The organism is Massilia sp. Bi118 (assembly GCF_918697865.1).
Lineage (GTDB): Bacteria > Pseudomonadota > Gammaproteobacteria > Burkholderiales > Burkholderiaceae_D > Telluria.
Genome location: NZ_CAKKMV010000006.1, coordinates 231,426 through 252,510, shown reverse-complemented (window position 1 = coordinate 252,510; position 21,085 = coordinate 231,426). Strand labels below are relative to the sequence as shown.

General features: G+C 65.9%; 26 protein-coding genes and 2 tRNA genes. 18 read left to right on the top strand and 10 right to left on the bottom strand.

Annotated features, from left to right (window positions below):
* Positions 1–116: 116 nt before the first annotated feature.
* The 3 genes from msrA (at position 117) to LQV39_RS11310 (ending at position 2,718) form a co-directional block, all read left to right on the top strand.
* Positions 117–626, top strand: a complete 510-nt coding sequence (msrA, locus tag LQV39_RS11320; protein WP_230025472.1) for a peptide-methionine (S)-S-oxide reductase MsrA — start codon at positions 117–119, stop codon at positions 624–626.
* An 81-nt stretch (positions 627–707) separates the two neighbouring features.
* Complete coding sequence (locus tag LQV39_RS11315; RefSeq protein WP_230025470.1) at positions 708–875, top strand: hypothetical protein; 168 nt, start codon at positions 708–710, stop codon at positions 873–875.
* 184 nt (positions 876–1,059) lie between these two features.
* Positions 1,060–2,718: a serine hydrolase gene (locus LQV39_RS11310; protein ID WP_230025468.1), complete on the top strand. Its 1,659-nt coding sequence runs from the start codon at positions 1,060–1,062 to the stop codon at positions 2,716–2,718.
* Between the two features lie 25 nt (positions 2,719–2,743).
* Here the strand turns inward: LQV39_RS11310 and LQV39_RS11305 are convergent, their stop codons facing one another.
* The gene (locus LQV39_RS11305; RefSeq protein WP_230025467.1) at positions 2,744–3,364 is read right to left on the bottom strand and encodes a peptidoglycan recognition family protein; all 621 of its coding nucleotides are present in this window, start codon (positions 3,362–3,364) and stop codon (positions 2,744–2,746) included.
* Positions 3,365–3,438: 74 nt separating this feature from the next.
* On the opposite strand from LQV39_RS11305, the gene LQV39_RS11300 reads away from it, so the two are divergent.
* From LQV39_RS11300 to LQV39_RS11290, 3 genes are read left to right on the top strand one after another with little or no spacing between them, the layout of a single operon-like run.
* Positions 3,439–3,867, top strand: a complete 429-nt coding sequence (locus tag LQV39_RS11300) for a CoA-binding protein (RefSeq protein ID WP_230025465.1) — start codon at positions 3,439–3,441, stop codon at positions 3,865–3,867.
* Positions 3,864–4,697, top strand: coding sequence for a PPK2 family polyphosphate kinase (locus tag LQV39_RS11295; RefSeq protein WP_230025463.1), 834 nt, complete (start codon positions 3,864–3,866; stop codon positions 4,695–4,697). The genes LQV39_RS11300 and LQV39_RS11295 overlap by 4 nt, the downstream gene beginning before the upstream one ends.
* A 34-nt stretch (positions 4,698–4,731) precedes the next feature.
* Positions 4,732–5,322, top strand: a complete 591-nt coding sequence (locus LQV39_RS11290; RefSeq protein WP_230025461.1) for a glutathione peroxidase — start codon at positions 4,732–4,734, stop codon at positions 5,320–5,322.
* Positions 5,323–5,337: 15 nt separating this feature from the next.
* Here the strand turns inward: LQV39_RS11290 and LQV39_RS11285 are convergent, their stop codons facing one another.
* The 4 genes from LQV39_RS11285 to LQV39_RS11270 are packed head-to-tail and all read right to left on the bottom strand — an operon-like array spanning position 5,338 to position 9,253.
* Positions 5,338–5,970, bottom strand: coding sequence for a DUF6058 family natural product biosynthesis protein (locus LQV39_RS11285; RefSeq protein ID WP_230025459.1), 633 nt, complete (start codon positions 5,968–5,970; stop codon positions 5,338–5,340).
* 54 nt (positions 5,971–6,024) lie between these two features.
* Entirely contained in the window at positions 6,025–7,884 is a 1,860-nt protein-coding gene (gene pabB, locus LQV39_RS11280) for an aminodeoxychorismate synthase component I (protein WP_230025457.1), read from the bottom strand.
* Positions 7,885–7,898: 14 nt separating this feature from the next.
* Positions 7,899–8,477 (bottom strand): nucleoid occlusion factor SlmA, encoded by a 579-nt coding sequence (gene slmA / locus LQV39_RS11275; RefSeq protein ID WP_230025455.1) that lies wholly within the window; start codon positions 8,475–8,477, stop codon positions 7,899–7,901.
* A gap of 44 nt (positions 8,478–8,521) precedes the next feature.
* On the bottom strand, positions 8,522–9,253 hold the full coding sequence (locus tag LQV39_RS11270) for an HAD-IA family hydrolase (protein WP_230025453.1): 732 nt from the start codon (positions 9,251–9,253) through the stop codon (positions 8,522–8,524).
* Positions 9,254–9,383: 130 nt separating this feature from the next.
* On the opposite strand from LQV39_RS11270, the gene LQV39_RS11265 reads away from it, so the two are divergent.
* A complete protein-coding gene (locus LQV39_RS11265; protein ID WP_230025451.1) occupies positions 9,384–10,283 on the top strand; it encodes a TraB/GumN family protein in 900 nt (299 codons plus the stop codon).
* Positions 10,284–10,490: 207 nt separating this feature from the next.
* On the opposite strand, the gene LQV39_RS11260 is transcribed toward LQV39_RS11265, so the two are convergent.
* From LQV39_RS11260 to argB, 3 genes are all read right to left on the bottom strand, one after another.
* A tRNA-Asp gene (locus LQV39_RS11260) sits at positions 10,491–10,567 on the bottom strand.
* Between the two features lie 3 nt (positions 10,568–10,570).
* Positions 10,571–10,645 (bottom strand) — tRNA-Thr (locus LQV39_RS11255).
* Between the two features lie 42 nt (positions 10,646–10,687).
* The gene (gene argB, locus LQV39_RS11250) at positions 10,688–11,617 is read right to left on the bottom strand and encodes an acetylglutamate kinase (protein WP_230025449.1); all 930 of its coding nucleotides are present in this window, start codon (positions 11,615–11,617) and stop codon (positions 10,688–10,690) included.
* A 108-nt stretch (positions 11,618–11,725) separates the two neighbouring features.
* Between argB and LQV39_RS11245 the strand changes: the two genes are divergently transcribed.
* On the top strand, positions 11,726–11,947 hold the full coding sequence (locus tag LQV39_RS11245) for a cysteine-rich CWC family protein (protein ID WP_230025447.1): 222 nt from the start codon (positions 11,726–11,728) through the stop codon (positions 11,945–11,947).
* A 10-nt stretch (positions 11,948–11,957) separates the two neighbouring features.
* Here the strand turns inward: LQV39_RS11245 and LQV39_RS11240 are convergent, their stop codons facing one another.
* Positions 11,958–13,061 carry a PHB depolymerase family esterase gene (locus LQV39_RS11240; protein WP_230025445.1) on the bottom strand — a complete coding sequence of 368 codons (1,104 nt, stop codon included), beginning with the start codon at positions 13,059–13,061 and terminating at the stop codon, positions 11,958–11,960.
* Positions 13,062–13,221: 160 nt separating this feature from the next.
* Between LQV39_RS11240 and LQV39_RS11235 the strand changes: the two genes are divergently transcribed.
* From LQV39_RS11235 to LQV39_RS11220, 4 genes are all read left to right on the top strand, one after another.
* Complete coding sequence (locus tag LQV39_RS11235; protein WP_230025443.1) at positions 13,222–13,650, top strand: thioesterase family protein; 429 nt, start codon at positions 13,222–13,224, stop codon at positions 13,648–13,650.
* Positions 13,647–13,838: a DUF1289 domain-containing protein gene (locus LQV39_RS11230; RefSeq protein WP_230025441.1), complete on the top strand. Its 192-nt coding sequence runs from the start codon at positions 13,647–13,649 to the stop codon at positions 13,836–13,838. The genes LQV39_RS11235 and LQV39_RS11230 overlap by 4 nt, the downstream gene beginning before the upstream one ends.
* Positions 13,838–14,743, top strand: coding sequence for an MBL fold metallo-hydrolase (locus LQV39_RS11225; protein ID WP_230025616.1), 906 nt, complete (start codon positions 13,838–13,840; stop codon positions 14,741–14,743). Before LQV39_RS11230 ends, LQV39_RS11225 begins: the two co-directional genes overlap by 1 nt.
* A gap of 88 nt (positions 14,744–14,831) precedes the next feature.
* Positions 14,832–15,788, top strand: a complete 957-nt coding sequence (locus LQV39_RS11220) for a nitronate monooxygenase family protein (protein WP_230025439.1) — start codon at positions 14,832–14,834, stop codon at positions 15,786–15,788.
* A gap of 124 nt (positions 15,789–15,912) precedes the next feature.
* Here LQV39_RS11220 and LQV39_RS11215 read toward each other — a convergent pair whose 3' ends face one another.
* Positions 15,913–16,515, bottom strand: a complete 603-nt coding sequence (locus LQV39_RS11215) for a hypoxanthine-guanine phosphoribosyltransferase (RefSeq protein ID WP_230025437.1) — start codon at positions 16,513–16,515, stop codon at positions 15,913–15,915.
* A gap of 159 nt (positions 16,516–16,674) precedes the next feature.
* Between LQV39_RS11215 and LQV39_RS11210 the strand changes: the two genes are divergently transcribed.
* Genes LQV39_RS11210 through LQV39_RS26380 form a run of 6 tightly spaced genes read left to right on the top strand, consistent with a single transcriptional unit; the run spans position 16,675 to position 21,084 of the window.
* Positions 16,675–18,495: an aminopeptidase P family protein gene (locus LQV39_RS11210; protein WP_230025434.1), complete on the top strand. Its 1,821-nt coding sequence runs from the start codon at positions 16,675–16,677 to the stop codon at positions 18,493–18,495.
* Positions 18,496–18,762, top strand: coding sequence for a hypothetical protein (locus tag LQV39_RS11205; RefSeq protein ID WP_230025432.1), 267 nt, complete (start codon positions 18,496–18,498; stop codon positions 18,760–18,762). It begins immediately after the preceding gene.
* 5 nt (positions 18,763–18,767) lie between these two features.
* Positions 18,768–19,532, top strand: a complete 765-nt coding sequence (locus LQV39_RS11200) for an MgtC/SapB family protein (protein ID WP_230025614.1) — start codon at positions 18,768–18,770, stop codon at positions 19,530–19,532.
* A gap of 12 nt (positions 19,533–19,544) precedes the next feature.
* Positions 19,545–20,123 (top strand): DUF924 family protein, encoded by a 579-nt coding sequence (locus LQV39_RS11195; protein ID WP_230025430.1) that lies wholly within the window; start codon positions 19,545–19,547, stop codon positions 20,121–20,123.
* Complete coding sequence (locus LQV39_RS11190; protein ID WP_230025428.1) at positions 20,123–20,956, top strand: Rossmann-like and DUF2520 domain-containing protein; 834 nt, start codon at positions 20,123–20,125, stop codon at positions 20,954–20,956. Before LQV39_RS11195 ends, LQV39_RS11190 begins: the two co-directional genes overlap by 1 nt.
* Complete coding sequence (locus LQV39_RS26380; protein ID WP_290368576.1) at positions 20,953–21,084, top strand: hypothetical protein; 132 nt, start codon at positions 20,953–20,955, stop codon at positions 21,082–21,084. The genes LQV39_RS11190 and LQV39_RS26380 overlap by 4 nt, the downstream gene beginning before the upstream one ends.
* Position 21,085 lies beyond the last annotated feature (1 nt).

Sequence of the window (21,085 nt, the reverse complement as noted above, 5' to 3'; positions counted from 1 at the left end):
GTGATGAAAAAGAAGGCAGCCTGCGGGCTGCCTTTTTTATTGCCTGGCCGTTCTGGAAATACGGCGTCTCGGCCTTATATAGCGTGGACTACAACGATGGCTTGAAAGGACGGACCATGAAACAAGAAACCGCAATCCTCGCCGGCGGCTGCTTCTGGGGCATGCAGGACCTGATCCGGAAGATGCCGGGCGTGCTGTCGACCCGGGTCGGCTATTCCGGCGGCGACGTGCCGAACGCCACCTACCGCAATCACGGCACCCACGCCGAGGCGATCGAGATCGTGTTCGATCCGGACCGGATCGGCTACCGGCAGCTGCTCGAATTCTTCTTCCAGATCCACGACCCCAGCACAGCCAACCGCCAGGGCAACGATATCGGCGCCAGCTACCGCTCGGCGATCTTCTATACCAGTGACGAACAGAAGGCGGTTGCGCTGGACACGATCCAGGACGTCGACGCCTCCGGCCTCTGGCCCGGCAAGGTCGTGACCGAACTGAAACCCGCCGGCCCGTTCTGGGAAGCGGAACCGGAACACCAGGATTACCTGGTCAGGCATCCGAACGGCTATACCTGCCACTTCGTCCGCAAGGACTGGCGTTTGCCGCACCGCGACGCGACCGCCTGAGTTATCCGGGGGCATTGACTTAATGGGCGTCTGTGTAGAAACTGGTGTTCTTGCAAGATGTTTATCGAAAAGGAGCTGCCAGTGGATTACCAGTTCGCCCGCACCGTGCGTTACCTTGGCCGCTATTACCAGCGGCTCCCGCGTGAAGGCCGTATGCTCGTCATCGGGATGGTCTTGATGCTGCTCTTCATGCAGGCCGAATATATGGGCGAAAAGCTGGGCAAGGCTCTGTATTACCTGACCCACTAAGATCTTGTCTCAGTACATTCGTGGGCACAGCGTGCCCACCCTACGGGCCCTGATCCGGCGCCGCTCATCCCCTTGATGCCACCGCTCATCGGCGCCATTTCCCGATCGTCGTAAACGCATTGCCGCCTGTACTGACAGCGCCTATCTTGTCTCGACCATAACAACCGAGAGAGAAGGAGCCACCATGTTCAAGCCGTCCCCCGTCTGCGCCGCCATTGCCGTTCTGATGATGGCGCCGCTGGTCCACGCCGCGCCGGCATCCAGCAAGGATGTCGCCGCGCGCATCGACCAGGTGCTGGCCGCGACCTATCAAGCCGATGCACCGGGCGCCACCGTCATCGTGGTCAAGGACGGCAAGACCATCCTGCGCAAGGCTTATGGCCTGGCCGACGTCGAGCGCAAGCTGCCATTGGCGCCGGACACGCCGATGCGTCTCGGCTCCATCACCAAGCAGTTCACCTCGACCGGAATCCTGATGCTGGTCGACGAAGGCAAGATCAAGCTGGACGACGACATCACGGTCTACCTGCCGGACTACCCGACCCAGGGCAAGAAAATCACCATCGAGCACCTGCTGACCCATACTTCGGGCATCGTCAGCTATACCGGCAAGCCGGGCTATTCGCTGGCCATGCAAAAGGACCTGACGGTGCAGCAGATGGTCGACAGCTTCAAGAACGACCCGCTGGACTTCGCCCCGGGCTCGCGCTACAAGTACAACAACTCAGGCTATTTCCTGCTAGGTGCCATCATCGAGAAGGTGTCCGGCAAAACCTACGACAAGTTCCTCGAGGAGCGTATCTTCGTGCCGCTGGGGATGCAGCGCAGCGCTTACGAAGGCCGCGAGCGCGACAGGATCCCGCGTGCGCAAGGCTATTCCGGCGCACCGGGTGGCTTCCAGCTATCGAAGCCGATCAGCATGAGCCAACCCTATGCGGCCGGCTCGCTGGTGTCGACCGTCGATGACCTGGCGCGCTGGGATGCCGCCGTCAGCAGCGGCAAGCTGTTGAAAGCCGGAAGCTGGCAGCGCGCCTTCACGCCCTATACCCTGAGCACGGGCAGCAGCACCGGTTATGGCTACGGCTGGGAGACCGGCAAGCTGCGCGGCGCGCAGATGATCGGTCACGGCGGCGGCATCCCCGGTTTCAACAGCTTCGCGCTGCGCCTGCCGGCCGAGAAGCTGTACGTGGCGGTGCTGAGCAACGCCGATTCCGGCCTGGCGTCGGCCGGCGAGGCAGCATATAAAGCGGCCGCGATCGCGATCGGCAAGCCCTTCCCGGACTACAAGGAGCTCAAGCTCGATCCGAAAGTGCTGGATGCCTATACCGGCGTGTACCGCGTCGAGGGGAACGACACCCGCACCGTGCGCCGCGACGGCGAGCGCCTGGTGCTGCAGCGTGCGGGCCGGCCTCCGGTGACGCTGCAAGCCTATTCCGAGACCGGCTTCTTCATCCCGGATACGCTGCAAACCTTCGAGTTCAGCCCCGATGCCCAGGGCAAGGCGAGCCAGCTGATAGTGCACAACCCGACCTCTGACCAGATCAGCGCGCGCATCGGCGATGCGCCGCCGCCGCGCGTCGCGGTCAGGATCGACCATGCGAAGTTCGACGCCGTCGCCGGCCGCTACCAACTGGCGCCGACCTTCGTAATCGAGCTCACCCGCGATGGCGACCGCTACTGGACCCAGGCCAGCGGCCAGGGCAAGGTCGAAGTGTTCGCGCTGAACGACAAGACCTTCTTTTCGAATACCGTGGATGCGGAACTGCGCTTCGACGACGCCAACCCGGGGCAGATCGTGCTGGCCCAGGGCGGGCGCGAACTCAAGGGTGTGAAGCTGCCGTGATCGTGGCTGCTGCTGCAGCCCGCTTCTATTTTTGTTCCTGCGCCAGCCGCAACGCCACCTTGTGCCTGAAATAGCCATCCTGTACGTAGCGGTACAGGTTGGCGCCGGGGCAGACCGTCTGCTTCGAAAAATCGCGGTGGCTGGCGATGTGATCCAGGCCCACATCGTATTTCTTCGCCAGCAGCGCCATGAGCCGTACGACGGCATCCAGCTGCTGCTGGTTCGGCTCGACTTCCTCGAAATTCCCGACCACCTCGATCAGCGCGTGCCCGGTCGGGTCGTATTCGGTATTGGTGTCGCCGGCGTAGTCGATCTTGCGGCCTTCGAAGATCTTGCCGTCGAGGTCGATGATGTAGTGGTAGGGGATGTCCAGCCAGTGCTTGGTCCCGCGCGACCATTTTTGCAGGTTGCGCAGGTACTGCTGCGGATCGGTGCCCGGCTTGTAGGTCTCGCCCTGGTGGTGCAGGGTGATGTGGGTGATCGTCTGGCGATGCGCCAGTGCGGGATCGGCCGGGGTGCCGCCCCAGGCGGACACGGGGACGATGCTTCGTTCGACGTCGGCGAGGGACTGGGCCGAAGCGGGAACGGCGGCGAACAGCAGCAGGGAGAGAGCGAGCGCCAAGGCGGAGGAAGGTCGGATCGTCATGGAAGAGGTTTCATGCGCCGTGGCGCGTTACAAAGCTGATAAGCTAGACGTGACCATAACATAGCGAGCCCAGCATGCGAACCATCGAACAAATCCTGAAGTCCGCCAAGACCGTGGCCGTGGTCGGCATGTCGAACAAGCCCGAGCGCGCCAGCTACGAGGTGGCCGACTATCTGCAGTCGCAAGGCTACGAGATCCTGCCGGTGAACCCGGCCTACGCCGGCCAGGAAATCCTCGGCCGCAGCGTCTACGCCACCCTGCAGGAAGCCGCCGACGCGCTGGCGAAGGATGGCCGCCGCATCGACGTGGTCGATGTCTTCCGCAAGGCCGAAGACGTGCCGCCGGTGGCCAAGGACGCCATCCACGTGCGCGCCGGCGCCCTGTGGATGCAGCTCGGGATCGAGAACCAGGTGGCGGCCGACCTGGCGCGCGCGGCCGGCCTGGACGTCGTCATGAACCATTGCATGCTGGTCGAGCACCGCAAGCTCGGCGTGCAGGCATGAACGCCCGCGAGCGCTTCCGCGCGCCCAAGAAGCTCGAGCTGCGCGACGAGGACGCCGGCCTGACGCCCTTGCGCGAAAAGAACGGGGAGAAGAACGGCGGCACCAAGCAGCGCGAGCGATCGCTCACTAGCGAGCTGATCGGCCAAGTTGCCCACTTCCAGGAAATGCTGTTCGCCAGCCACAAGCAGAAGCTGCTGCTGATCCTGCAGGGCATGGACACCTCCGGCAAGGACGGCACCACGCGGGCGCTGTTCTCGCAGTCGCAGATCAGCCCGATGGGCCTGCAGGCCACCGGCTTCACCGCCCCGACCGAACGTGAACGGGCTCACGACTTCCTGTGGCGCATCCATGCGCATGTGCCGGGCGCCGGCCAGATCGCGGTCTTCAACCGCAGCCACTACGAGGACGTGCTGGTGCCGCGCGTGCTGGGCGATATCGACGGCAAGGAGACCAGGCGCCGCCTGGCCCACATCCGCGACTTCGAGCGCATGCTGTTTGAGACCGGCACCACGATCATCAAAGTCTTCCTGCACATCTCGAAGGACGAGCAGAAGAAGCGCCTGCAGGAGCGCCTGGACGATCCGGAAAAGCACTGGAAGTTCGACCCCGCCGACCTGGTCGCGCGCGAACGCTGGGACGACTACCAGCGCGCCTACGAGGATGCGATCGCTGCGACCGACGCCAACCACGCGCCCTGGTACATCGTGCCGGCCGACTCCAAGACCCACCGCAACCTGATCGTCGCCCACCTGCTGCTGGAGACCATGCAAGGCATGAAGCTGGCGTGGCCGGCGCCGAAGGCCGACCTCGACAAGGTCAAGGTGGAATAGAATGGCATTTCTTTAACCCCTGACCTTCGCCGCCATGTTCAAGACTACCGCTCTGCTGCTTTCCCTCGGCGCCGCGCTCGCCGCCACCACGCCTGCCCTGGCCCAGAGCGCGTCCGCCGCGCCGGTGCCGGCTGCCGCCGCGGCATCCTGCCCGGCCGTGCTGAAGCACACCTTCAAACGCCTGCAGGACGAGGCGCCGCAGGACCTGTGCCAGTACAGCGGCAAGGTGGTGCTGGTGGTGAACACGGCCAGCTACTGCGGCTTTACCCCGCAATACGAAGGCCTGGAAGCGCTGTACGCCAAGTACGCCGCGCGCGGCCTGGTGGTGCTGGGCTTCCCCTCGAACGATTTCAAGCAGGAGTCCGAGGACGCCAAGAAGATCGCCGACCTCTGCTACAACACCTATGGCGTGAAGTTCCCGATGTTCGCCACCACCCCGGTGACGGGCGCCGCTGCCAATCCCCTGTACGTCGACCTGATCAAGGCCACCGGCAACCAGCCGAAATGGAATTTCAATAAGTACCTGATCGACCGTAACGGCAAGGTACTCGACTACTTCCCGAGCAAGGTCACGCCGCAGGATCCGGCGCTGGTAGCCAGGATCGAGCAGGCGCTGGGCGGCTGATCCCTACTTGATTGCCTAGCGCAGCCAGGCCGCGCGGATTTCGTCCACGTAGCGCCGGCGCGAGCTGCGTTTCACCTCGTGCGGGGCGAAGGGAGAGGAAGCGCGGTCGAGCAGCTCGACCGCGGCCGCCAGCCTGTCTCGCTCCTCTTCCTTCAGCCCCTGCGGCGCGCCCGATGCCGTCAGGGCGCGGATCAGCACGATGGCCGCTTCCTTGGCGGCGATGTCTTCCGGCAGTCCCGAACGTGTGCACAAACCATAGGTCCCGTCCAGGAAGTGCCGCCATTCGGCTTCGATGTGGGTGTCGGCCGCCAGCGCCTGTGGATACGTGACCCGCTTGTCCACAGCCAGGTTCGCAAGGCGCCGCCGGTAGCGCTGCGCGAACACCGCGTAGGCCTCGCGCGGACCGTCCAGCGCCGCCAGCAGACCGGCCCAGGCCACATAGCCTTGCGCATACCAGTCGATGCGGTGGCTTTCCTCGTGCTGGCCGAAGAAGGAGCCGCAGGCCAGGTCCAGGCGCAGGCGGTAGGAGGGGCGCGGCATCATGCCGAGCGCCTGCCACTCCTGCAGGCGGTCCTCATCGATGCCGGTGCGCGCCAGCAGCTGCTCGCGCGTCAGGAAGTGTTGTTTCAAATAGTCGATCAGCTTCATGCCCGTGATCGTAGGGCAGGACGCTCCTGCCTTGCTTCGGCCGGCGCCGAAGCGTCAGCGCCGGATCGTCGCCCGCAGCGGCCCGCGCAGCGCGTTGCACACCACGATCTCCTGCGCGCGCTCAAGGGTCTCGCGCGAGATCGGGCATTCGATGGCATTCCAGGCAGGGTCTTCCAGTACCAGGGCCCGCATCACGCCGGGCAGCACGCCGGAGGACAGCGGCGGTGTGTACCAGCGCTCGCCGACGCGCACGAACACGCTGCTGCGGCCACCCTCGGCCAGCTCGCCGCGCTCGTTGAAGAACAGGGTGTCAAAGGCGCCCACGCTTTCAGCAAGCTTCCAGGCGGCGTCGTAGCGGCTGCGGATATTCGTTTTATGGCGCGCGAACAGGGAGTTCGAGTCGACCGGCTCGTCGGACAGCAGCACCGTCACGGGACAATTCGCCGGGCCATCCAAAGGCGCCAGCACCGAGGTGTGCACGATGACTTCGCCGTCCGGCTGCAGGGCCAGGCGCAGGCGGTGCGGCGTGTTCGCCGGCAGCACCGCGCAGGCGGCGATGGCGCCGGCCTGCGCCAGCTCCTCGGTAAAGGGGTAGCCGAAGTAGGCGGCGGACGCCTGCAGGCGCGCCAGGTGGCGTTCCAGGTGGCGGCAGCCCTCCTCGCGGGTCGCGTGGATGGTCTCGAAGATCTCGAAGCTGTTCGGCAGCCCGGTCAGGAAGCCCGCCTTCAGCCGGCACTCGGCATACTCCGCGCCCGGATCGCTGTCGTAGACGATGCCGGCGCCGACGCCGAGCTCGCCGTGGCGCACGCCGTTGTGCTCCGGATGCAGCACCAGGGTGCGGATCGGCACGGATAAACAGAAGTCGCCGAAGCGCGCGCCGTCCTGGGCGCCGAAGGCCGGCGGATCGATCCAGCCCAGCGCGCCCGTGTAGATGCCGCGCGGGGCCGGCTCCAGCTCGTGGATGATTTCCATGGTGCGGCGCTTGGGCGCGCCGGTGATCGAGCCGCAGGGGTACAGGGCGTCGAAGATGTCCGCCAGCGAGGTCCCTTCACGCAGCTGCGCCTGCACCGTGGAGGTCATCTGCAGCACGCTGCTGTAGCGGCGCACCTCGAACAGGGCCGGCACGCCGACGCTGCCGGTGCGCGCGATCCGTCCCAGGTCGTTGCGCAGCAGGTCGACGATCATCAGGTTTTCGGCGCGGTTCTTGGGGTCGGCGGCCAGCGCGCTGGAGCGCACTGCGTCGACGGCTTTGTCGCCGCTGGCCGGCGCGGTGCCCTTCATCGGCCGCGCCAGCAGGCGTCCGGCGTCATGGCGCACGAACAGCTCCGGCGACAGCGACAGCACCGCGCAGCCGTCCGGCAGCCCGATCAACGCGCCATACGGCACCGGCTGGCGCTCGCGCAGGCGCGCGTACAGCGCGTAGATGGAGCCGAAGGCGTCGAAGCGGATGCGGTAAGTGTAGTTGACCTGGTAGGTGTCGCCGGCGGCGATGTAGTCGCGGATGCGCCCGATGGCGCGCGTGAAGGTGGTTTCGTCGACGTTGCTGCGCACGTCGGCGATACCGGCCGGGCCGGCCATGCCGGCGCGTTCCGCCAGCCAGGCCTGCACTTCCTCGTTCGAGAGCGAGTCGTAGCCGCGGAACAGCAGCACCTGGGCCAGCGGGGCTTCGTGCAACTGAGCCTGGGCCTGCGCCGGCGGCACGATCCCCAGCAGCTGCTCGCCCAGTTCGTAGCGCAGCACCGGCACTGCGTACAGGCCGGCCGCCAGCGCTTCCTGCAAGCGCGCCAGCAGCAGCGGCCATTCCTCGGCCGCATGGCAGGCCAGCATGCCGGCGTAATCGCGGTACAGGCGCGAGCGCGCCGGCGGACTGGCGTCCGGGCTGGCGTCGTCGAGCAGGGCGAAGATCTCGTTCATTGCCGCTCAGGCGCTCAGGCAGCGAGCAGCAGGGACAGCTGCAGGCCGCTGTTCTCCGCCGGATGCTGGCGGAAGCCGCTCTTGGCGAAGCGGTGCCAGCGTCCGGTCACATAGGACACCAGCAGGCTGGCGCGCGCGGTCACGTCTTCCTCGCGTCCATGGCCCTGGGTGACGGCCACCCGCAGCGCGCCTTTGAAGGCCAGTTCGACCTTGTCGTAGAACTGGTTCATGCGCAGCTGCAGGCGCTCGTCCTCGCCCACCAGCGCATCGCCGATCAGCACCCGGGTCATGCCCGGATTGTTGGCGGCGAAGGAGAGCAGCATCTGCAGCATCGCGTGGGCTTGCGCCACGCCGTCGTCTTCGCGCTCGACGATCTGGTTGAACAGGCCGAAGACGCTCGATTCGATGAATTCGATCAGGCCTTCGAACATCTGGGCCTTGCTGGCGAAGTGGCGGTACAGCGCCGCTTCCGATACCGAGAGCTTCGCGGCCAGCGCGGCCGTGGTGATCTTTTCGCCCTTCGGCTGTTCCAGCATCGCCGCCAGGGCCTGGAGGATCTGCAGTTTACGTTGGCCCGGCTTGGTGCTTGCCATGTTGTCGCGGTGCTCCGTGTTCAGGTCGATGATTCGGGTCGATTTCAGGTCGCTGAGCGCAGCCGGCGCAGGTGCGACGGCAGCTGAAGCACGGATTTTACTTTGACATCGACGTAGGCGGGTCGTTTTAGCATCTTCGGCAAGGGCGCTTTACCGATCGGATCGCTGTAGCGCAGGTATTGCGTGACCCAGGCCGTGCGCACGCCGAGGCGCTTGGCCTGCTTCAGGTTGACCAGGGTGTCCTCGACCAGCACGCAGCGCCGCGCCGCCAGCCGGTGTTTTTTCAGCAGGCGCCGCAGCATCAGCGTCGACGGTTTCGGGCGCAGCTGGCGGTGCACGTGCATGTCCTCGATCGCGATGTGATGCGCGAAATGGCGCTGCAGGCCAATGTGGCGCACCACCTGCTTCGAATACGCGGTCGGCGCGTTCGTCAGCAGGATCTTGCGGCCGGGCAGGCGTTTCAACAGGCGCGACAGGCCGCGTTCCCAGCGCACCATTTCATGCAGGGCCTGCAGGTCGTGGGTCTCGCGTAAAAAATCGGCGGCGTCGACCTGGTGGTGGCGGATCATGCCGAGCAGGGTCGCACCGTAGCGCTTCCAGTAGCCTAGCCGGGCCGCGTTGACCGCTTCCTGGCTGGCCGGCGTGACGCCGTCGCCGAGCACGCGGGCGATATAGGTGTTCATGTTGGCGCTGATCGCCGGGAAGATCGCGTGGGACGCGTCGTGCAGGGTGTTGTCGAGGTCGAACAGCCAGACGATGGGGGAGGGTGTAGGCACGGCAAGCTTTGCGAAGAGAGGCAGTCTTGCATTATATCGACACCGGTATCTGCGCATGCGCAGAGGGTCTCCGTCGGGCAGTTTGATAATGAAATGGCAAGTTTCATTATCCATCCCGACTGGAGGCCGTATGCGCCGCCCGCTCTTTGCCTTCCTGTTCAGCCTGCTCTGTCTGCTCGCGTCCACCGCCTCCGCGGCTTCCGCCACCGAACGCGGCGCCCTGTTCAAGGTCAGCATCGACGGCCACGAAATGCATTTGTTCGGCACCCTGCACGTCGGCCTGCCCGAGTTCTATCCGCTCGAGCCGCGCATCGCCGAGGCGCTGGGCCAGGCCTCCACGCTGGCGCTCGAGATCGACCCGGCGCAGCCGCAGCGCGAATTGCTGCGCGCGGTGCGCGAGCACGGCATGCTGGACCCCGGCGCGCCCGGCTACGACGCCATGGAGGCGCAGCAGCGCGCGCTGCTGGACAAGCTGATCGAACAGGGCCGCATCGACGCCTCCCGCGCCATGACATTCAAGCCGGTGCTGCTGGCGACCCTGCTGACCCTGGCCGAGTACACCAAGCAGGGCTACCGCACCGATCTGTCGAGCGAAGCCTGGCTGGCGCGCCAGGCGCGGACGAAGGGAACGCGGATACTGGAGCTCGAATCGCTGGACCGGCAGCTGTCCCTGCTCGACCGCCTGGCGGAGCCGGACCGCTGGCGCTTCCTCGACGAGATGATGGCCTCGATCGTCTCCGGCGCCCAGCGCAGTGAGGCGCGCAAAACGGTGCAGGCCTGGAGCAGCGCCGACCGCGAAGCCCTCGACGCGATCGCCGCGCGCTGCGAGCTTGACGCCAGCGTGTCCGGCAGCTTCGTGAACAGGGTGCTGCTGAAGGAACGCAACGCGGGCCTGGCAGACAGCTTATTGGATTTGCTGCGGAAGGAGCCGCGGACCTTTGCCGCGGTGGGCGTGCTGCATTTGCTGGGGGCGGAAAGCGTGCCGAAGCTGCTGCAGGAGAAGGGCGTGCAGGTCGAAAGGATTTACTGAGGGCGGAAAAGAAAAAAGGCCCGAACAAGTCGGACCTTCTTTCTTTGATTCTGGCGGAGCGGACGGGGCTCGCCCACATCCTGCGGGCCGCGGAATCGCTTGCAAGCGATTCCCTTCGAGCCCGAAACCGGATCTCCCGCAGGGGAGATCCTCCTGTACCTGAAAAGAAAAAAGGCCCGAACAAGTCGGACCTTCTTTCTTTGATTCTGGCGGAGCGGACGGGGCTCGAACCCGCGACCCCCGGCGTGACAGGCCGGTATTCTAACCAACTGAACTACCGCTCCAGATGGTGCCCTTGACGTGGATTGAACACGTGGCCTCTCCCTTACCAAGGGAGTGCTCTACCACTGAGCTACAAGGGCATCAGACATTCATTTCGCAGCACCTTGAAGCGCTGCAAAATTTCAGTGAGACCGGATCATAGTGCCAAAGGCCTGTTCGGTCAAGACTTCCAGCAACAAACTGTGTTCAATGCGCCCGTCGATGATGTGCACGGTATTGACGCCGGACTTGGCGGCATCGAGTGCCGACGAGATTTTCGGCAGCATGCCGCCGGAAATCGTACCGTCCGCGAACATCTCGTCGATCTCGCGTGCCGACAGGTCGGTCACCAGCTTGCCCTGCTTGTCCTGCACGCCGGCGATGTTGGTCATCATGATCAGCTTTTCGGCTTTCAGGATTTCCGCGATCTTGCCGGCGACGACGTCGGCGTTGATGTTGTAGGCCTGGCCATCCTGGCCGAAGCCGATCGGCGAGATGATCGGGATGAAGGCGTCGTCCTGCAGGGCTTTCACCACGGCCGGATTGATCGCCTCGATTTCGCCGACGAAGCCGATGTCGAGGAATTCGCCCGGCTTTTCCTTGTCCGGCATCGCCATGCGGCGCGCGCGGATCAGGCCGCCGTCCTTGCCGGTCAGGCCAACCGCCTGGCCACCGTAGTGGTTGATCAGCATGACGATGTCCTGCTGGACTTCGCCGCCCAGCACCCACTCGACCACTTCCATGGTCTCTTCGTCGGTGATGCGCATGCCTTGCACGAAGGTGCCCTGCTTGCCGATCTTTTTCAGGGCGTTGTCGATCTGCGGACCGCCGCCATGCACCACCACCGGGTTCATGCCGACCAGCTTCAGCAGGATGACGTCGCGCGCGAAGCCGTGCTTCAGGCGTTCGTCGGTCATCGCGTTGCCGCCGTATTTGATGACGATGGTTTTTCCGTGGAAATTACGGATATAGGGAAGTGCTTCGGCCAGGATCTGCGCCTTGATCTGCGGCGAGACCGCAGTCAGGTCGTTCTTCTGGTCGTCGCCCGTCATTGTGCTCAGCGTAGCGTTCATTGGGGGTCCAAAAAGAATTTGCGAGATTTTACAGGCAATGGCCCGTCGCAGTGCGCATTATAAAGGCAGCTTGTTGTATTTTCCGGTCCATGCGGCTAAGGTGGGCCCATGAGCACTTGTACCCGTTGCGGCGCCAGCTTCGGCTGCGCCATGGTCGATGGCAGCGATGCCCCCTGCTGGTGCACCAGCCTGCCGCCGATTGTTCCCGTTCCTGCCAGCGCTTCCACGGCCTCCGGCGCGGATGCGTCCGCGTCCGGCTGCTGGTGTCCGGCCTGCCTGCGTGAGCATATCGCGCATCAAACAGAAGCGTCGTCCGGGACGGCGCGCTGATCCATCGCGCTCATCGCCGCGTCCGGAAGAAGCGCATCATCTCGCGGCTCGCGTTCGGGCCCTTGCCGTCCGTGTAGGTGCCGCGCGCATCGCCGCCCGACCAGGCGTGGCCGAAGCCGTGCACCAGCCAGTGTTCCGCGTGGATGCTGCCGTCCGGCTGGCGGTGCACGGTGCGCGTAAAGGCGTGGCCGTCCGGCACGCGGCCCGGCTCGACCGCGATCTGCTCGCCGGCATGGCGGCGCCGGCGCCGGATGAGTTCTTCGCCATTCGCCGGGTGCACGGTGGTGTCCTGGTCGCCGTGGAAGACGATGATCGGCAATTCGCGCACCTTGTTCCCTTTCGGGCGGCGGAAATCGCCTTTCATGGCCGCCATCGCGGTGGGCAGATCGTGCGCGGCCGCGAAAGGGAGGCCGGAGTGCACGCCCACCGCCGCGTACAGCTCGGGATACAGCGTGCCCATGATGGCCGACATCGCGCCGCCGGCCGACAGGCCCGCCACGTAGACCTGTTCCGGATCGATCGTGTAGCGCGCCATGATCTCGCGCGTCATGCCGGCGATGATGGACGGCTCGCCCTGGTCGCGCTTCTGGTCGATCGCATTGAACCAGTTCCAGCAGCGGTGGGCGTTGGCCTGCTGCGACTGCGCCGGATACAGCACCAGGCAGCCATGTTCCTCGGCCAGCACGTTCATGCCGGTGCCGAGCGCGAAGTCGTCCGGATTCTGGGTACAGCCGTGCAGCATCACCAGCAGTGGCGAGGCCTGGCCGGCATAGGTGCTGGGCACGTAGAGCTTGTAGTCGCGGGTGCCGGCCTCATTGGTGAACGAGGCGTCGACGAAATGGCCGGGCATGCCGATCGCGGCCGCACCTAGCGACAGCGGCGGCACATTGAAGGGATTCACGGACTGGCCGATACGGCTGAGGTCGGCCAGCATGTCGGACACGGGATCGAAGCTCATCTGGTTGGAGGCCGGTTGTTGTGTTGCCGCAGGGTGCAGGCTCGAGGCGGTCTTGATCGACTCGCGCATCATGGTGCGCGCCACGGACGGGCCGCGGCGCATCAGTGAACGGGTAGCGGCGCGCATCTGCGCCAGCATTTTCTTACTCAGGGACATCAGCCCTCCTTTGTCGGCGCTCTGGCCGCGCTTGCAGTGTTGCTCAGTCTTGGTCGGCAAACTTGCATCAACCTTACTGTGTTGGGCCAAAGGGTCGAACTCTACGCGCATGCGCTTTGCGGTCAAGCGCGATTCGTCCGGATACGTTAATCTGCCCACCATGAGCCCAACATTTCAGCCAGGCATCTGCTTCGAGTGGCAGTACACGGTGCCCGAGCGCGCTACGGTGCCTCAGCTTTATCACGATACCGCATTCTGCCTCGACATGCCGGATGTGCTCGCTACCGGCTACATGGTCGGGATGATGGAGCTTGCCTGTGTGCACGGCATGATGCCCTACATGGACTGGCCGCATGAACAAAGCCTCGGCACCATGGTCAATTTTCAACACCTGGCGCCGACCCCGCCCGGCATGACCCTGCGCGTCAAAGGCGAAGTCATCGAAGTCGACGGCCGCCGCGTGCGTTTCAAGGTCGAGGCCTGGGACGACGTCGAACGCATCTGCGAAGGCACCCACGAGCGCATCGTGATCGACCCGGCGCGCTTCAATGCCAAGCTGGCGGGCAAGATCGAGAAAGCTGCTGCATGAACCCCGAAGACCGTACGCCCATCCCATCCCCCTGCATCAACATCTGCCGCATGGTCCCTGCCACCGGCCTGTGCGAAGGCTGCATGCGCACCATCGACGAGATCGTCGCCTGGGGCCGCGCCGACGACGACACCAAGCGCGCCATATGGGCCGAGATCCGGCGGCGTGAAGCGCAGCTGTTCGAGTGATGCAGCTGCCGGCCTCGATGCGGGTGTTCGAACGCGGCTGGCTGTCCGCCAACAATATCCTGTTCATCGGCCGCGATGAAACGACCCTGGTCGATACCGGCTATGTGACGCATGCGCCGCAGACGCTGGCGCTGCTGCGTCACGCATTGGGCGCGCGGCCGCTGGACCGCATCGTCAACACCCATCTTCACTCCGATCACTGCGGCGGCAACGCGGCTTTGCAACAAGCCTTTGGCTGCCGCATCGCGATTCCCGTGTTCGAGGCCGACAAGGTGCGGGACTGGGACGAGGCGGCGCTGAGCTACCGGGCCACCGGCCAGCAATGCGCGCGTTTTACCTTCGACGAAACCATCGCGCCGGGCCAGATGCTGGCGATGGGCGACCTGGCATGGCAAGCGCTGGCCGCGCCGGGCCACGATCCGCACGCGCTCTTGTTCTGGTGCGCGGAGGAGGGCATCCTGATCGCCGGCGACGCCCTGTGGCAGAACGGTTTTGGCGTGATCTTCCCCGAGCTGGCCGGCGAGCCCGGTTTCGGCGAGGTGAAGGCGACGCTGGACCTGATCGCTTCCTTGCGGCCGCGCCTGGTGATTCCAGGCCATGGCGCGCCTTTTACGGACGTCGGCGCCGCCTTGCAGCGGGCTTATTCGCGCTTGGACTACCTGTCCGCCGACCCGGTGCGCAATGCCGAGAACAGCGTCAAGGTCCTGCTGAAGTTCTTGCTGCTCGAGCGCCGCGCGATGCCGCTGGCCGACATCGACACCTTGTTCGAGACGGTGCCGCTGCTGGTGCTGGCGCGCGAGCGCTTCCTGCCGCGTCCGCCTGCCGAGCTGGCGCAGTGGGCGGTGCGGGCGCTGGAGAAGGCCGGGGCGGCCACGGTGCAGGGCGGCATGCTGGTCGACGCCTGAATTAGAGCGCAGGATCTAGCACGGTCGTGCTTTTTTCGACCTATAATCGCAAAAAGCTGGCCCCGATCAACCCTCTACGAGAACATCCATGGCGCTGCCCCCAGTCCTGCAAGACCTTTCCTTACCCGTCATCGCTTCGCCGATGTTCATTGCCAGCAGCCCCGCGCTGGTCGCCGCGCAGTGCAAGGCCGGCATCGTTGGCTCCTTCCCGGCGCTGAACGCGCGCCCGGCCGAGCAGCTGGACGTCTGGCTGACGGACTTGCAGCGCGAGCTGGCCGACTACCAGGCGGCGCATCCGGGTCAGCGCGTCGGGCCGATTGCCGTCAACCAGATCGTGCACCAGTCGAACGACCGCCTGGCGCATGACGTCGAAGTTTGCGTCAAGCACCAGGTGCCGATCATCATCTCTTCGCTGCGCGCGCCGCCGCAGGAGATGCTGGACGCAGTGCACGCCTATGGCGGCATCGTGCTGCACGACGTGGTCTCGATTCGCCATGCCGAGAAGGCGCTGGAAGCGGGCGTCGACGGCCTGATCCTGGTGGCGGCCGGCGCCGGCGGCCATGCGGGCGCCCTGTCGCCGTTCGCGCTGGTGGGCGAGGTGCGCAAATTCTTCGACGGCCCGATCGCCCTGTCCGGTGCTATCGCGACCGGCGACGCCATCCTGGCCGCCCAGGCCATGGGCGCCGACTTCGCCTACATCGGCTCGCGCTGGCTGGCGACCAGGGAATCCAACGTCAGCGAGGCCTACCGCACTGCGATTGTGGAGTCCGCGGCCTCCGATATCGTGTACACGAATCTGTTCACTGGCGTGCACGGCAACTACCTGAAAAAATCGATCGTCGCGGCCGGGCTGGATCCGGAGAACCTGCCGGTGTCGGACAAGAGCAAGATGAGTTTTGGATCGGGCAGCGCCAAGGCCTGGCGCGATATCTGGGGCGCGGGGCAGGGCGTGGGCTTGATGGACGATGTGCCGACGGTGGCGGAGATGGTGGAGCGTTTGGCGCAGCAGTATCAGGCGGCGCGGACGCGTTTGGGTATCCGCTGAGCGTCGTTTCCCACTAGCGTTCGCATGTCATCCCCGCGCAGGCGGGGATCCAAGTTCGGCGATCAGTGCAAACGTATAGGCTGTTCGCCAAACTTGGGTTCCCGCCTGCGCGGGAACGACGAGTTTAGGCAGGTGGCGCATCCTCCACCTGCTTGTCCTCCTCCTTGATCACCCACAGTCCCGGCAGGTTACGCCAGTAACCATGCGCATCCATCCCGAAGCCGACCACGAACTTGTTCGGGATGGTCAGCCCCACGATGTCCGCCTGCACCGGCTTCTGCTTGCCCAGGTCCTTGTCCGCGAACACGGCCAGGATCACCTCGGCCGCGCCCATGTCCAGCAGACGCTGCTTCACGTGGGCCAGGGTTTCGCCTTCGTCGAGGATGTCGTCGACCACGATGATGGTGCGGCCGGCCACGTTCTGGCGCGGGATCACCTTCCACACGACTTCGCCGCCGCGGTCCTGGTCGCCGTAGCGCGTGACGTGGATGTAGTCGAATTCGAGCGGGAAGCTCAGCTGGGGCAGCAGGTGGCCGGTGAAGACCACCGCGCCGCCCATCACGCCCAGCACCAGCGGGAATTCGCCGGTGCTGTCGCTGTCGAAGCGGCTGTTGAGCACCTCGGCGACGTTGCGCACCGCGGCTTGCACCGTGTCGGCGCTGACGAGTTCCTCGGCGCGGGCCAGCAGGTCGCGCGCGCGGGTGTAGTGGAAATCCTGTTCTTGCATGATTTATTGTGAGAAAAAGAATGCAGCTCCGATTATCCGCCAGATTGCGTTGGGCCAGCGTTCCTCTTGGTTCAACGCAATGAGGCTCTGCGCCATATCCGTACAGAGGGGGGTATGATACATAGCTTGGAGAATCCACAACACATTCGTATCCCCGATATGCCAGCAACCACCGACACCACCGGCCTGCGCGCCGAACGCCTTTCCCAGCTGCGCGCCGCGATGGCCCGCCACCAGGTCGACGCCTTCATCGTCCCTTCCGCCGATCCCCACCTGTCCGAGTACCTGCCCGGCCGCTGGAAGGGCCGCGAATGGCTGTCGGGTTTTACGGGTTCGGTCGGCACCTTCATCGCCACCAGGGACTTCGCCGGCGTCTGGACCGACGGCCGCTACTACACCCAGGCCGAGCAGGAGCTGGCGGGCACCGAAATCCGCCTGATGAAGATCCCCTCGGGCGCCAGCCTGCTGCACATCGACTGGCTCGCCGAGACCATGCAGCCGGGCCAGACCGTCGCCGTCGACGCCCGCGTGCTGGGCCTGGCCGTCGCGCGCCTGCTGGAAGACGCGCTGAAGGCGCGTGGCATCAAGTTGCGCACCGACCTCGACCTGCTCGACGAGATCTGGAGCGAGCGCCCCGGCCTGCCGGCGGACGCCGTCTACGAACACGAAGCGCCGTACGCGACCACCACGCGCGCGGATAAACTGCACGCCACCCGCAATGCGATGGCCAGGCTGGGCGCCGAGCGCCATTTCATCTCGACCCTGGACGACATCGCCTATTTGTTCAACCTGCGCGGCGCCGACGTCAGCTACAACCCGGTGTTCGTGGCCCACGCGCTGGTCGAAGCCTCGCGCGCGACCGTCTTCGTCGCCGACGGCAAGGTGCCGGCCGCGCTGCGCGAACGCCTGGAGCAGGACGGCGTGCGCGTCGCCCCCTACGAACAAGCGCTTGATGCGCTGCAGGCGCTGCCGCCTGACTCCAGCCTGCTGATCGACCCTCGCCGCATCACCGCCGGCATGCGCGCCGCCGTGCCGCAGGGTGTGCGCGTGGTCGAGGCGATCAACCCGACCACCTTCGCCAAATCGCGCAAGCTGCCGGCGGAGCTTGACCACGTGCGCGATGCGATGGAACAGGATGGCGCCGCGCTCTGCGAGTTCTTCGCCTGGCTCGAACCGCTGCTGGCCGATCCGCAGCGCGCGCCGCTGACGGAGGTCATGATCGACGAGCAGATCACCGCGGCACGTGCACGGCGCCCCGGTTTTGTCAGCCCCAGCTTCGGCACCATCGCCGGCTTCAACGCCAATGGCGCGATCATGCACTACCGCGCCACGCCCGAGAATCACGCCACCATCACCGGCGACGGCCTGCTGCTGATCGACTCCGGCGGCCAGTACCTGGGCGGCACCACCGACATCACCCGCGTGGTCCCGGTCGGCACGCCTTCCGCCGCGCACAAGCGCGACTTCACGCTGGTGCTGAAGGGGATGATCAACCTGTCGGTGGCGCGCTTCCCGCGCGGCACCAGGGGCCCGATGCTGGATGCGCTGGCGCGTGCGCCGATCTGGGCCGCCGGCATCGACTACGGCCACGGCACCGGCCACGGCGTCGGCTACTTCATGAACGTGCACGAAGGCCCGCAGGTGATCTCGCCGACCGCCATGCCGGAAGCGCACACCGCGATGGAGCCGGGCATGATCACTTCGAACGAGCCGGGCATCTACCGCCCCGGACAATGGGGCATCCGCATCGAGAACCTGGTGCTGGCGCAGGTCGTCGAGACCACCGAGTTCGGCGAATTCCTCGGCTTCGAGACGCTCACCCTGTGCCCGATCGACACCCGCTGCATCGACATGGCGCTGATGCGCGGCGACGAAGTCGCGTGGCTGAACGACTACCACCGCAGCGTGCGCGCGCGCCTGCTGCCGCTGGTCGACGGCGCCGCCCGTGACTGGCTCGAACAGCGTACCCGGGAGATCTGAATGGCAGCCGGCATCCGCTCCACCCGCGCCAGCGCCGCCGTCGACCGGCTCAAGCGGCGCACCGGCATCACCACCTATTCGATGGCGCGCACCGGCGCCGGCCACTTCTTCCTGTCCGAGAAGGCCGGCGCGCCGCCGCTGTGCCCACCGATGGAGCTGGACGACTTCGTGAAATTCGTCGACGGCCTCGGGCCGCAGCCGGAAAAGCGCATCACCAAGAACGACGCGGCCTTCGAAAAACAACTGGTGCGAAAGAAGCAGCCTTGAATCCGGTGACACCGCAGAACGCTGTCCTGACCCTGCCGGACCTGGTCCACCTGTATTGGTCGCACGCGGAACTGCAAACGAATGCCCTGATTCTGCTGCACCTGATCGGCGCGCTGCTGCTCGGCCTGATGGTCGGCTACGAGCGCTCCTACCACGGCCGCGCGGCCGGCATGCGCACCTATGGCCTGGTGTGCATGGCCTCCTGCGCCTTGACCATCATCGCCGGCTACCCGAACGCCTGGTATGGCGGGCATGGCGCCGCCGTCGCGCTGGTCGACCCGACCCGCGTGATCCAGGGCGTGGTCACCGGCATCGGCTTCCTCGGCGCCGGCGTGATCATGCGCTCGGGTTTCAATATCAGCGGTCTGACCACGGCGGCCTCGATCTGGGCCTCGTCGGTGATCGGCATCATGGTCGGCGTCGGCTTCTACATGGCGGCAATGGGCCTGGCCTTCTTCTCGGCGATGATCATGATCTACCTGAACCGCGCGGTCAGCCTGCTGCCCTCGCGCCAGGCGGTGGCGGTGACGCTGCGTTTCAAACCCGGCGTGCGGCCGCAGGAAGACGAGCTGCGCACGATGGCGCTGGAACGCGGCTACGAGATCGCCGGCGGCTCGCTCACCATCGGCAGCGACAAGGATTGCCAGGAATGGCGCTTCGTCGCGCTGGCGCTGGCGAATCACGCGGGCGCGCCGCTGTCCTCGCTGGCCTCGGAGCTGGCGACTTTCCAGGGCGTGGACGGCTTCCTGCTCTCGCACGCCCGCAACTGACAGGAACATCAAATGACAGCACAGGAAGTACGCGACTTCTGGTTCGGTGCGCCCGGCAGCGACGCCGAAGGCCAGCCGCGCAAGGAATGGTTCGTCAAGAGCGATGCCTTCGACGACGAAATCAAACAGCGCTTCGGCGCCACGGTCAAGCAGGCGATTGCCGGCGGGCTGCGCGAATGGGATGCCGAGGGGCCCCAGGGCGTCCTGGCGCGCATCCTTGTCCTTGACCAGTTCACCCGCAACGCTTACCGGAACAAGCCGGAGTCCTTTGCCGGCGATGCACTGGCCCTCGCGGCGGCGCGCCAGCTGGCCGACAGCGGCGCGCACAAGGAACTGCCGCCGCTGCAGCGCGCCTTCGCCTACATGCCTTTCGAGCACGCCGAGGATGCCTTCATGCAGGAGCGCGCCGTCGAGCTGTTCACGGCGCTGGCGGCCGAACACCCGGGCTTCGACGACATGCTCGATTATGCGCACCGCCACCGCGGCGTGATCGCGCGCTTCGGCCGCTTCCCGCACCGTAACGAGATCCTCGGCCGCGCCTCGACCCAGGAAGAGATCGAATTCCTGCGTCAGCCGGGCTCGCGCTTCTGATGGCGCCGGCGCTGAACATCGTCGGCGCCGGCCATGTCGGGCGCGCGCTGGGGCGCTTGTTCGCCACGCGCGGCGTGTTCGCTGTACAGGATGTGCTGACCCGCTCGAGCGGCAGTGCGCAGGCGGCGGTGGCGTTCATCGGCGCCGGTTGTGCGCGTGACGATGCGGCGGCGCTGCGCCCGGCCGGCTTGTGGATGCTGGCCGTCTCCGATGACCGTATCGGCGAGGTGGCGCAGCAGCTGGCGGCGCGCGTTGTGATGAAAGACGCAGTGGTGTTCCACTGCAGCGGCGCCAAGGCCTCTTCGGAGCTGGATGCGTTGCGCGCGGCCGGCGCCTTTGTCGCCAGCGTGCACCCGGTGCGCAGCTTCGCCGATCCCGCGCAAGTGGCCGCCGCCTTCGACGGCACCTTCTGCGGCGTCGAAGGGGATGCGCAGGCGCTGGCGCTGCTGGTACCGGCTTTCGAGGCGATCGGCGCGCGCGTGGTGCCTATCGACGCCAGCGCCAAGACGGTCTATCACGCGGCCTCGGTGTTCGCTTCGAACTATCTGACCACGGTGCTGGACGCCGCCCTGCGCGCCTACCAGGCGGCCGGCATCCCGGCGGACGTGGCGCGCGAACTGGCGCGGCCGCTGGCCACCGAGACCCTGGCCAATGTGTTCCGGTTGGGACCGGAGACGGCCTTGTCCGGCCCGATCGCGCGCGGCGACACCGCCACCGTGGCGCGCCAGCAGGCGGCGGTGTCGGCCTGGGACCCGGCCGCCGGAGACTTGTACGAAGCGCTGGCCACGGCCACCTGGGCCCTGGCGCGGCGCAAGCATGGAGAGCAACAATGATCAAATGGAGTGCATGGGCCACCCTGGCGGTGCTCGGCGTGTATGTCTGGACCGGCGTGATGGCCGGCTGGGCGAGAGCGAAATACAAGGTGCCGGCGCCGCAAATGGACGGTCCGCTGCCTTTCTAGA

Bases quoted from the DNA above. Each gene is read 5' to 3' on its own strand.
- LQV39_RS11205 (WP_230025432.1), top strand. From the start codon at position 18,496: ATGGCAGCCGGCATCCGCTCCACCCGCGCCAGCGCCGCCGTCGACCGG.
- LQV39_RS11190 (WP_230025428.1), top strand. From the start codon at position 20,123: ATGGCGCCGGCGCTGAACATCGTCGGCGCCGGCCATGTCGGGCGCGCG.
- LQV39_RS11240 (WP_230025445.1), bottom strand. From the start codon at position 13,061: ATGTCCCTGAGTAAGAAAATGCTGGCGCAGATGCGCGCCGCTACCCGT.
- LQV39_RS11235 (WP_230025443.1), top strand. From the start codon at position 13,222: ATGAGCCCAACATTTCAGCCAGGCATCTGCTTCGAGTGGCAGTACACG.
- LQV39_RS11305 (WP_230025467.1), bottom strand. From the start codon at position 3,364: ATGACGATCCGACCTTCCTCCGCCTTGGCGCTCGCTCTCTCCCTGCTG.
- LQV39_RS11195 (WP_230025430.1), top strand. From the start codon at position 19,545: ATGACAGCACAGGAAGTACGCGACTTCTGGTTCGGTGCGCCCGGCAGC.
- LQV39_RS26380 (WP_290368576.1), top strand. From the start codon at position 20,953: ATGATCAAATGGAGTGCATGGGCCACCCTGGCGGTGCTCGGCGTGTAT.
- slmA (WP_230025455.1), bottom strand. From the start codon at position 8,477: ATGGCAAGCACCAAGCCGGGCCAACGTAAACTGCAGATCCTCCAGGCC.
- LQV39_RS11245 (WP_230025447.1), top strand. From the start codon at position 11,726: ATGAGCACTTGTACCCGTTGCGGCGCCAGCTTCGGCTGCGCCATGGTC.
- LQV39_RS11295 (WP_230025463.1), top strand. From the start codon at position 3,864: ATGAACGCCCGCGAGCGCTTCCGCGCGCCCAAGAAGCTCGAGCTGCGC.
- LQV39_RS11230 (WP_230025441.1), top strand. From the start codon at position 13,647: ATGAACCCCGAAGACCGTACGCCCATCCCATCCCCCTGCATCAACATC.
- pabB (WP_230025457.1), bottom strand. From the start codon at position 7,884: ATGAACGAGATCTTCGCCCTGCTCGACGACGCCAGCCCGGACGCCAGT.
- LQV39_RS11225 (WP_230025616.1), top strand. From the start codon at position 13,838: ATGCAGCTGCCGGCCTCGATGCGGGTGTTCGAACGCGGCTGGCTGTCC.
- argB (WP_230025449.1), bottom strand. From the start codon at position 11,617: ATGAACGCTACGCTGAGCACAATGACGGGCGACGACCAGAAGAACGAC.
- LQV39_RS11310 (WP_230025468.1), top strand. From the start codon at position 1,060: ATGTTCAAGCCGTCCCCCGTCTGCGCCGCCATTGCCGTTCTGATGATG.
- LQV39_RS11220 (WP_230025439.1), top strand. From the start codon at position 14,832: ATGGCGCTGCCCCCAGTCCTGCAAGACCTTTCCTTACCCGTCATCGCT.
- LQV39_RS11290 (WP_230025461.1), top strand. From the start codon at position 4,732: ATGTTCAAGACTACCGCTCTGCTGCTTTCCCTCGGCGCCGCGCTCGCC.
- LQV39_RS11285 (WP_230025459.1), bottom strand. From the start codon at position 5,970: ATGAAGCTGATCGACTATTTGAAACAACACTTCCTGACGCGCGAGCAG.
- LQV39_RS11215 (WP_230025437.1), bottom strand. From the start codon at position 16,515: ATGCAAGAACAGGATTTCCACTACACCCGCGCGCGCGACCTGCTGGCC.
- LQV39_RS11265 (WP_230025451.1), top strand. From the start codon at position 9,384: ATGCGCCGCCCGCTCTTTGCCTTCCTGTTCAGCCTGCTCTGTCTGCTC.
- LQV39_RS11210 (WP_230025434.1), top strand. From the start codon at position 16,675: ATGCCAGCAACCACCGACACCACCGGCCTGCGCGCCGAACGCCTTTCC.
- LQV39_RS11300 (WP_230025465.1), top strand. From the start codon at position 3,439: ATGCGAACCATCGAACAAATCCTGAAGTCCGCCAAGACCGTGGCCGTG.
- msrA (WP_230025472.1), top strand. From the start codon at position 117: ATGAAACAAGAAACCGCAATCCTCGCCGGCGGCTGCTTCTGGGGCATG.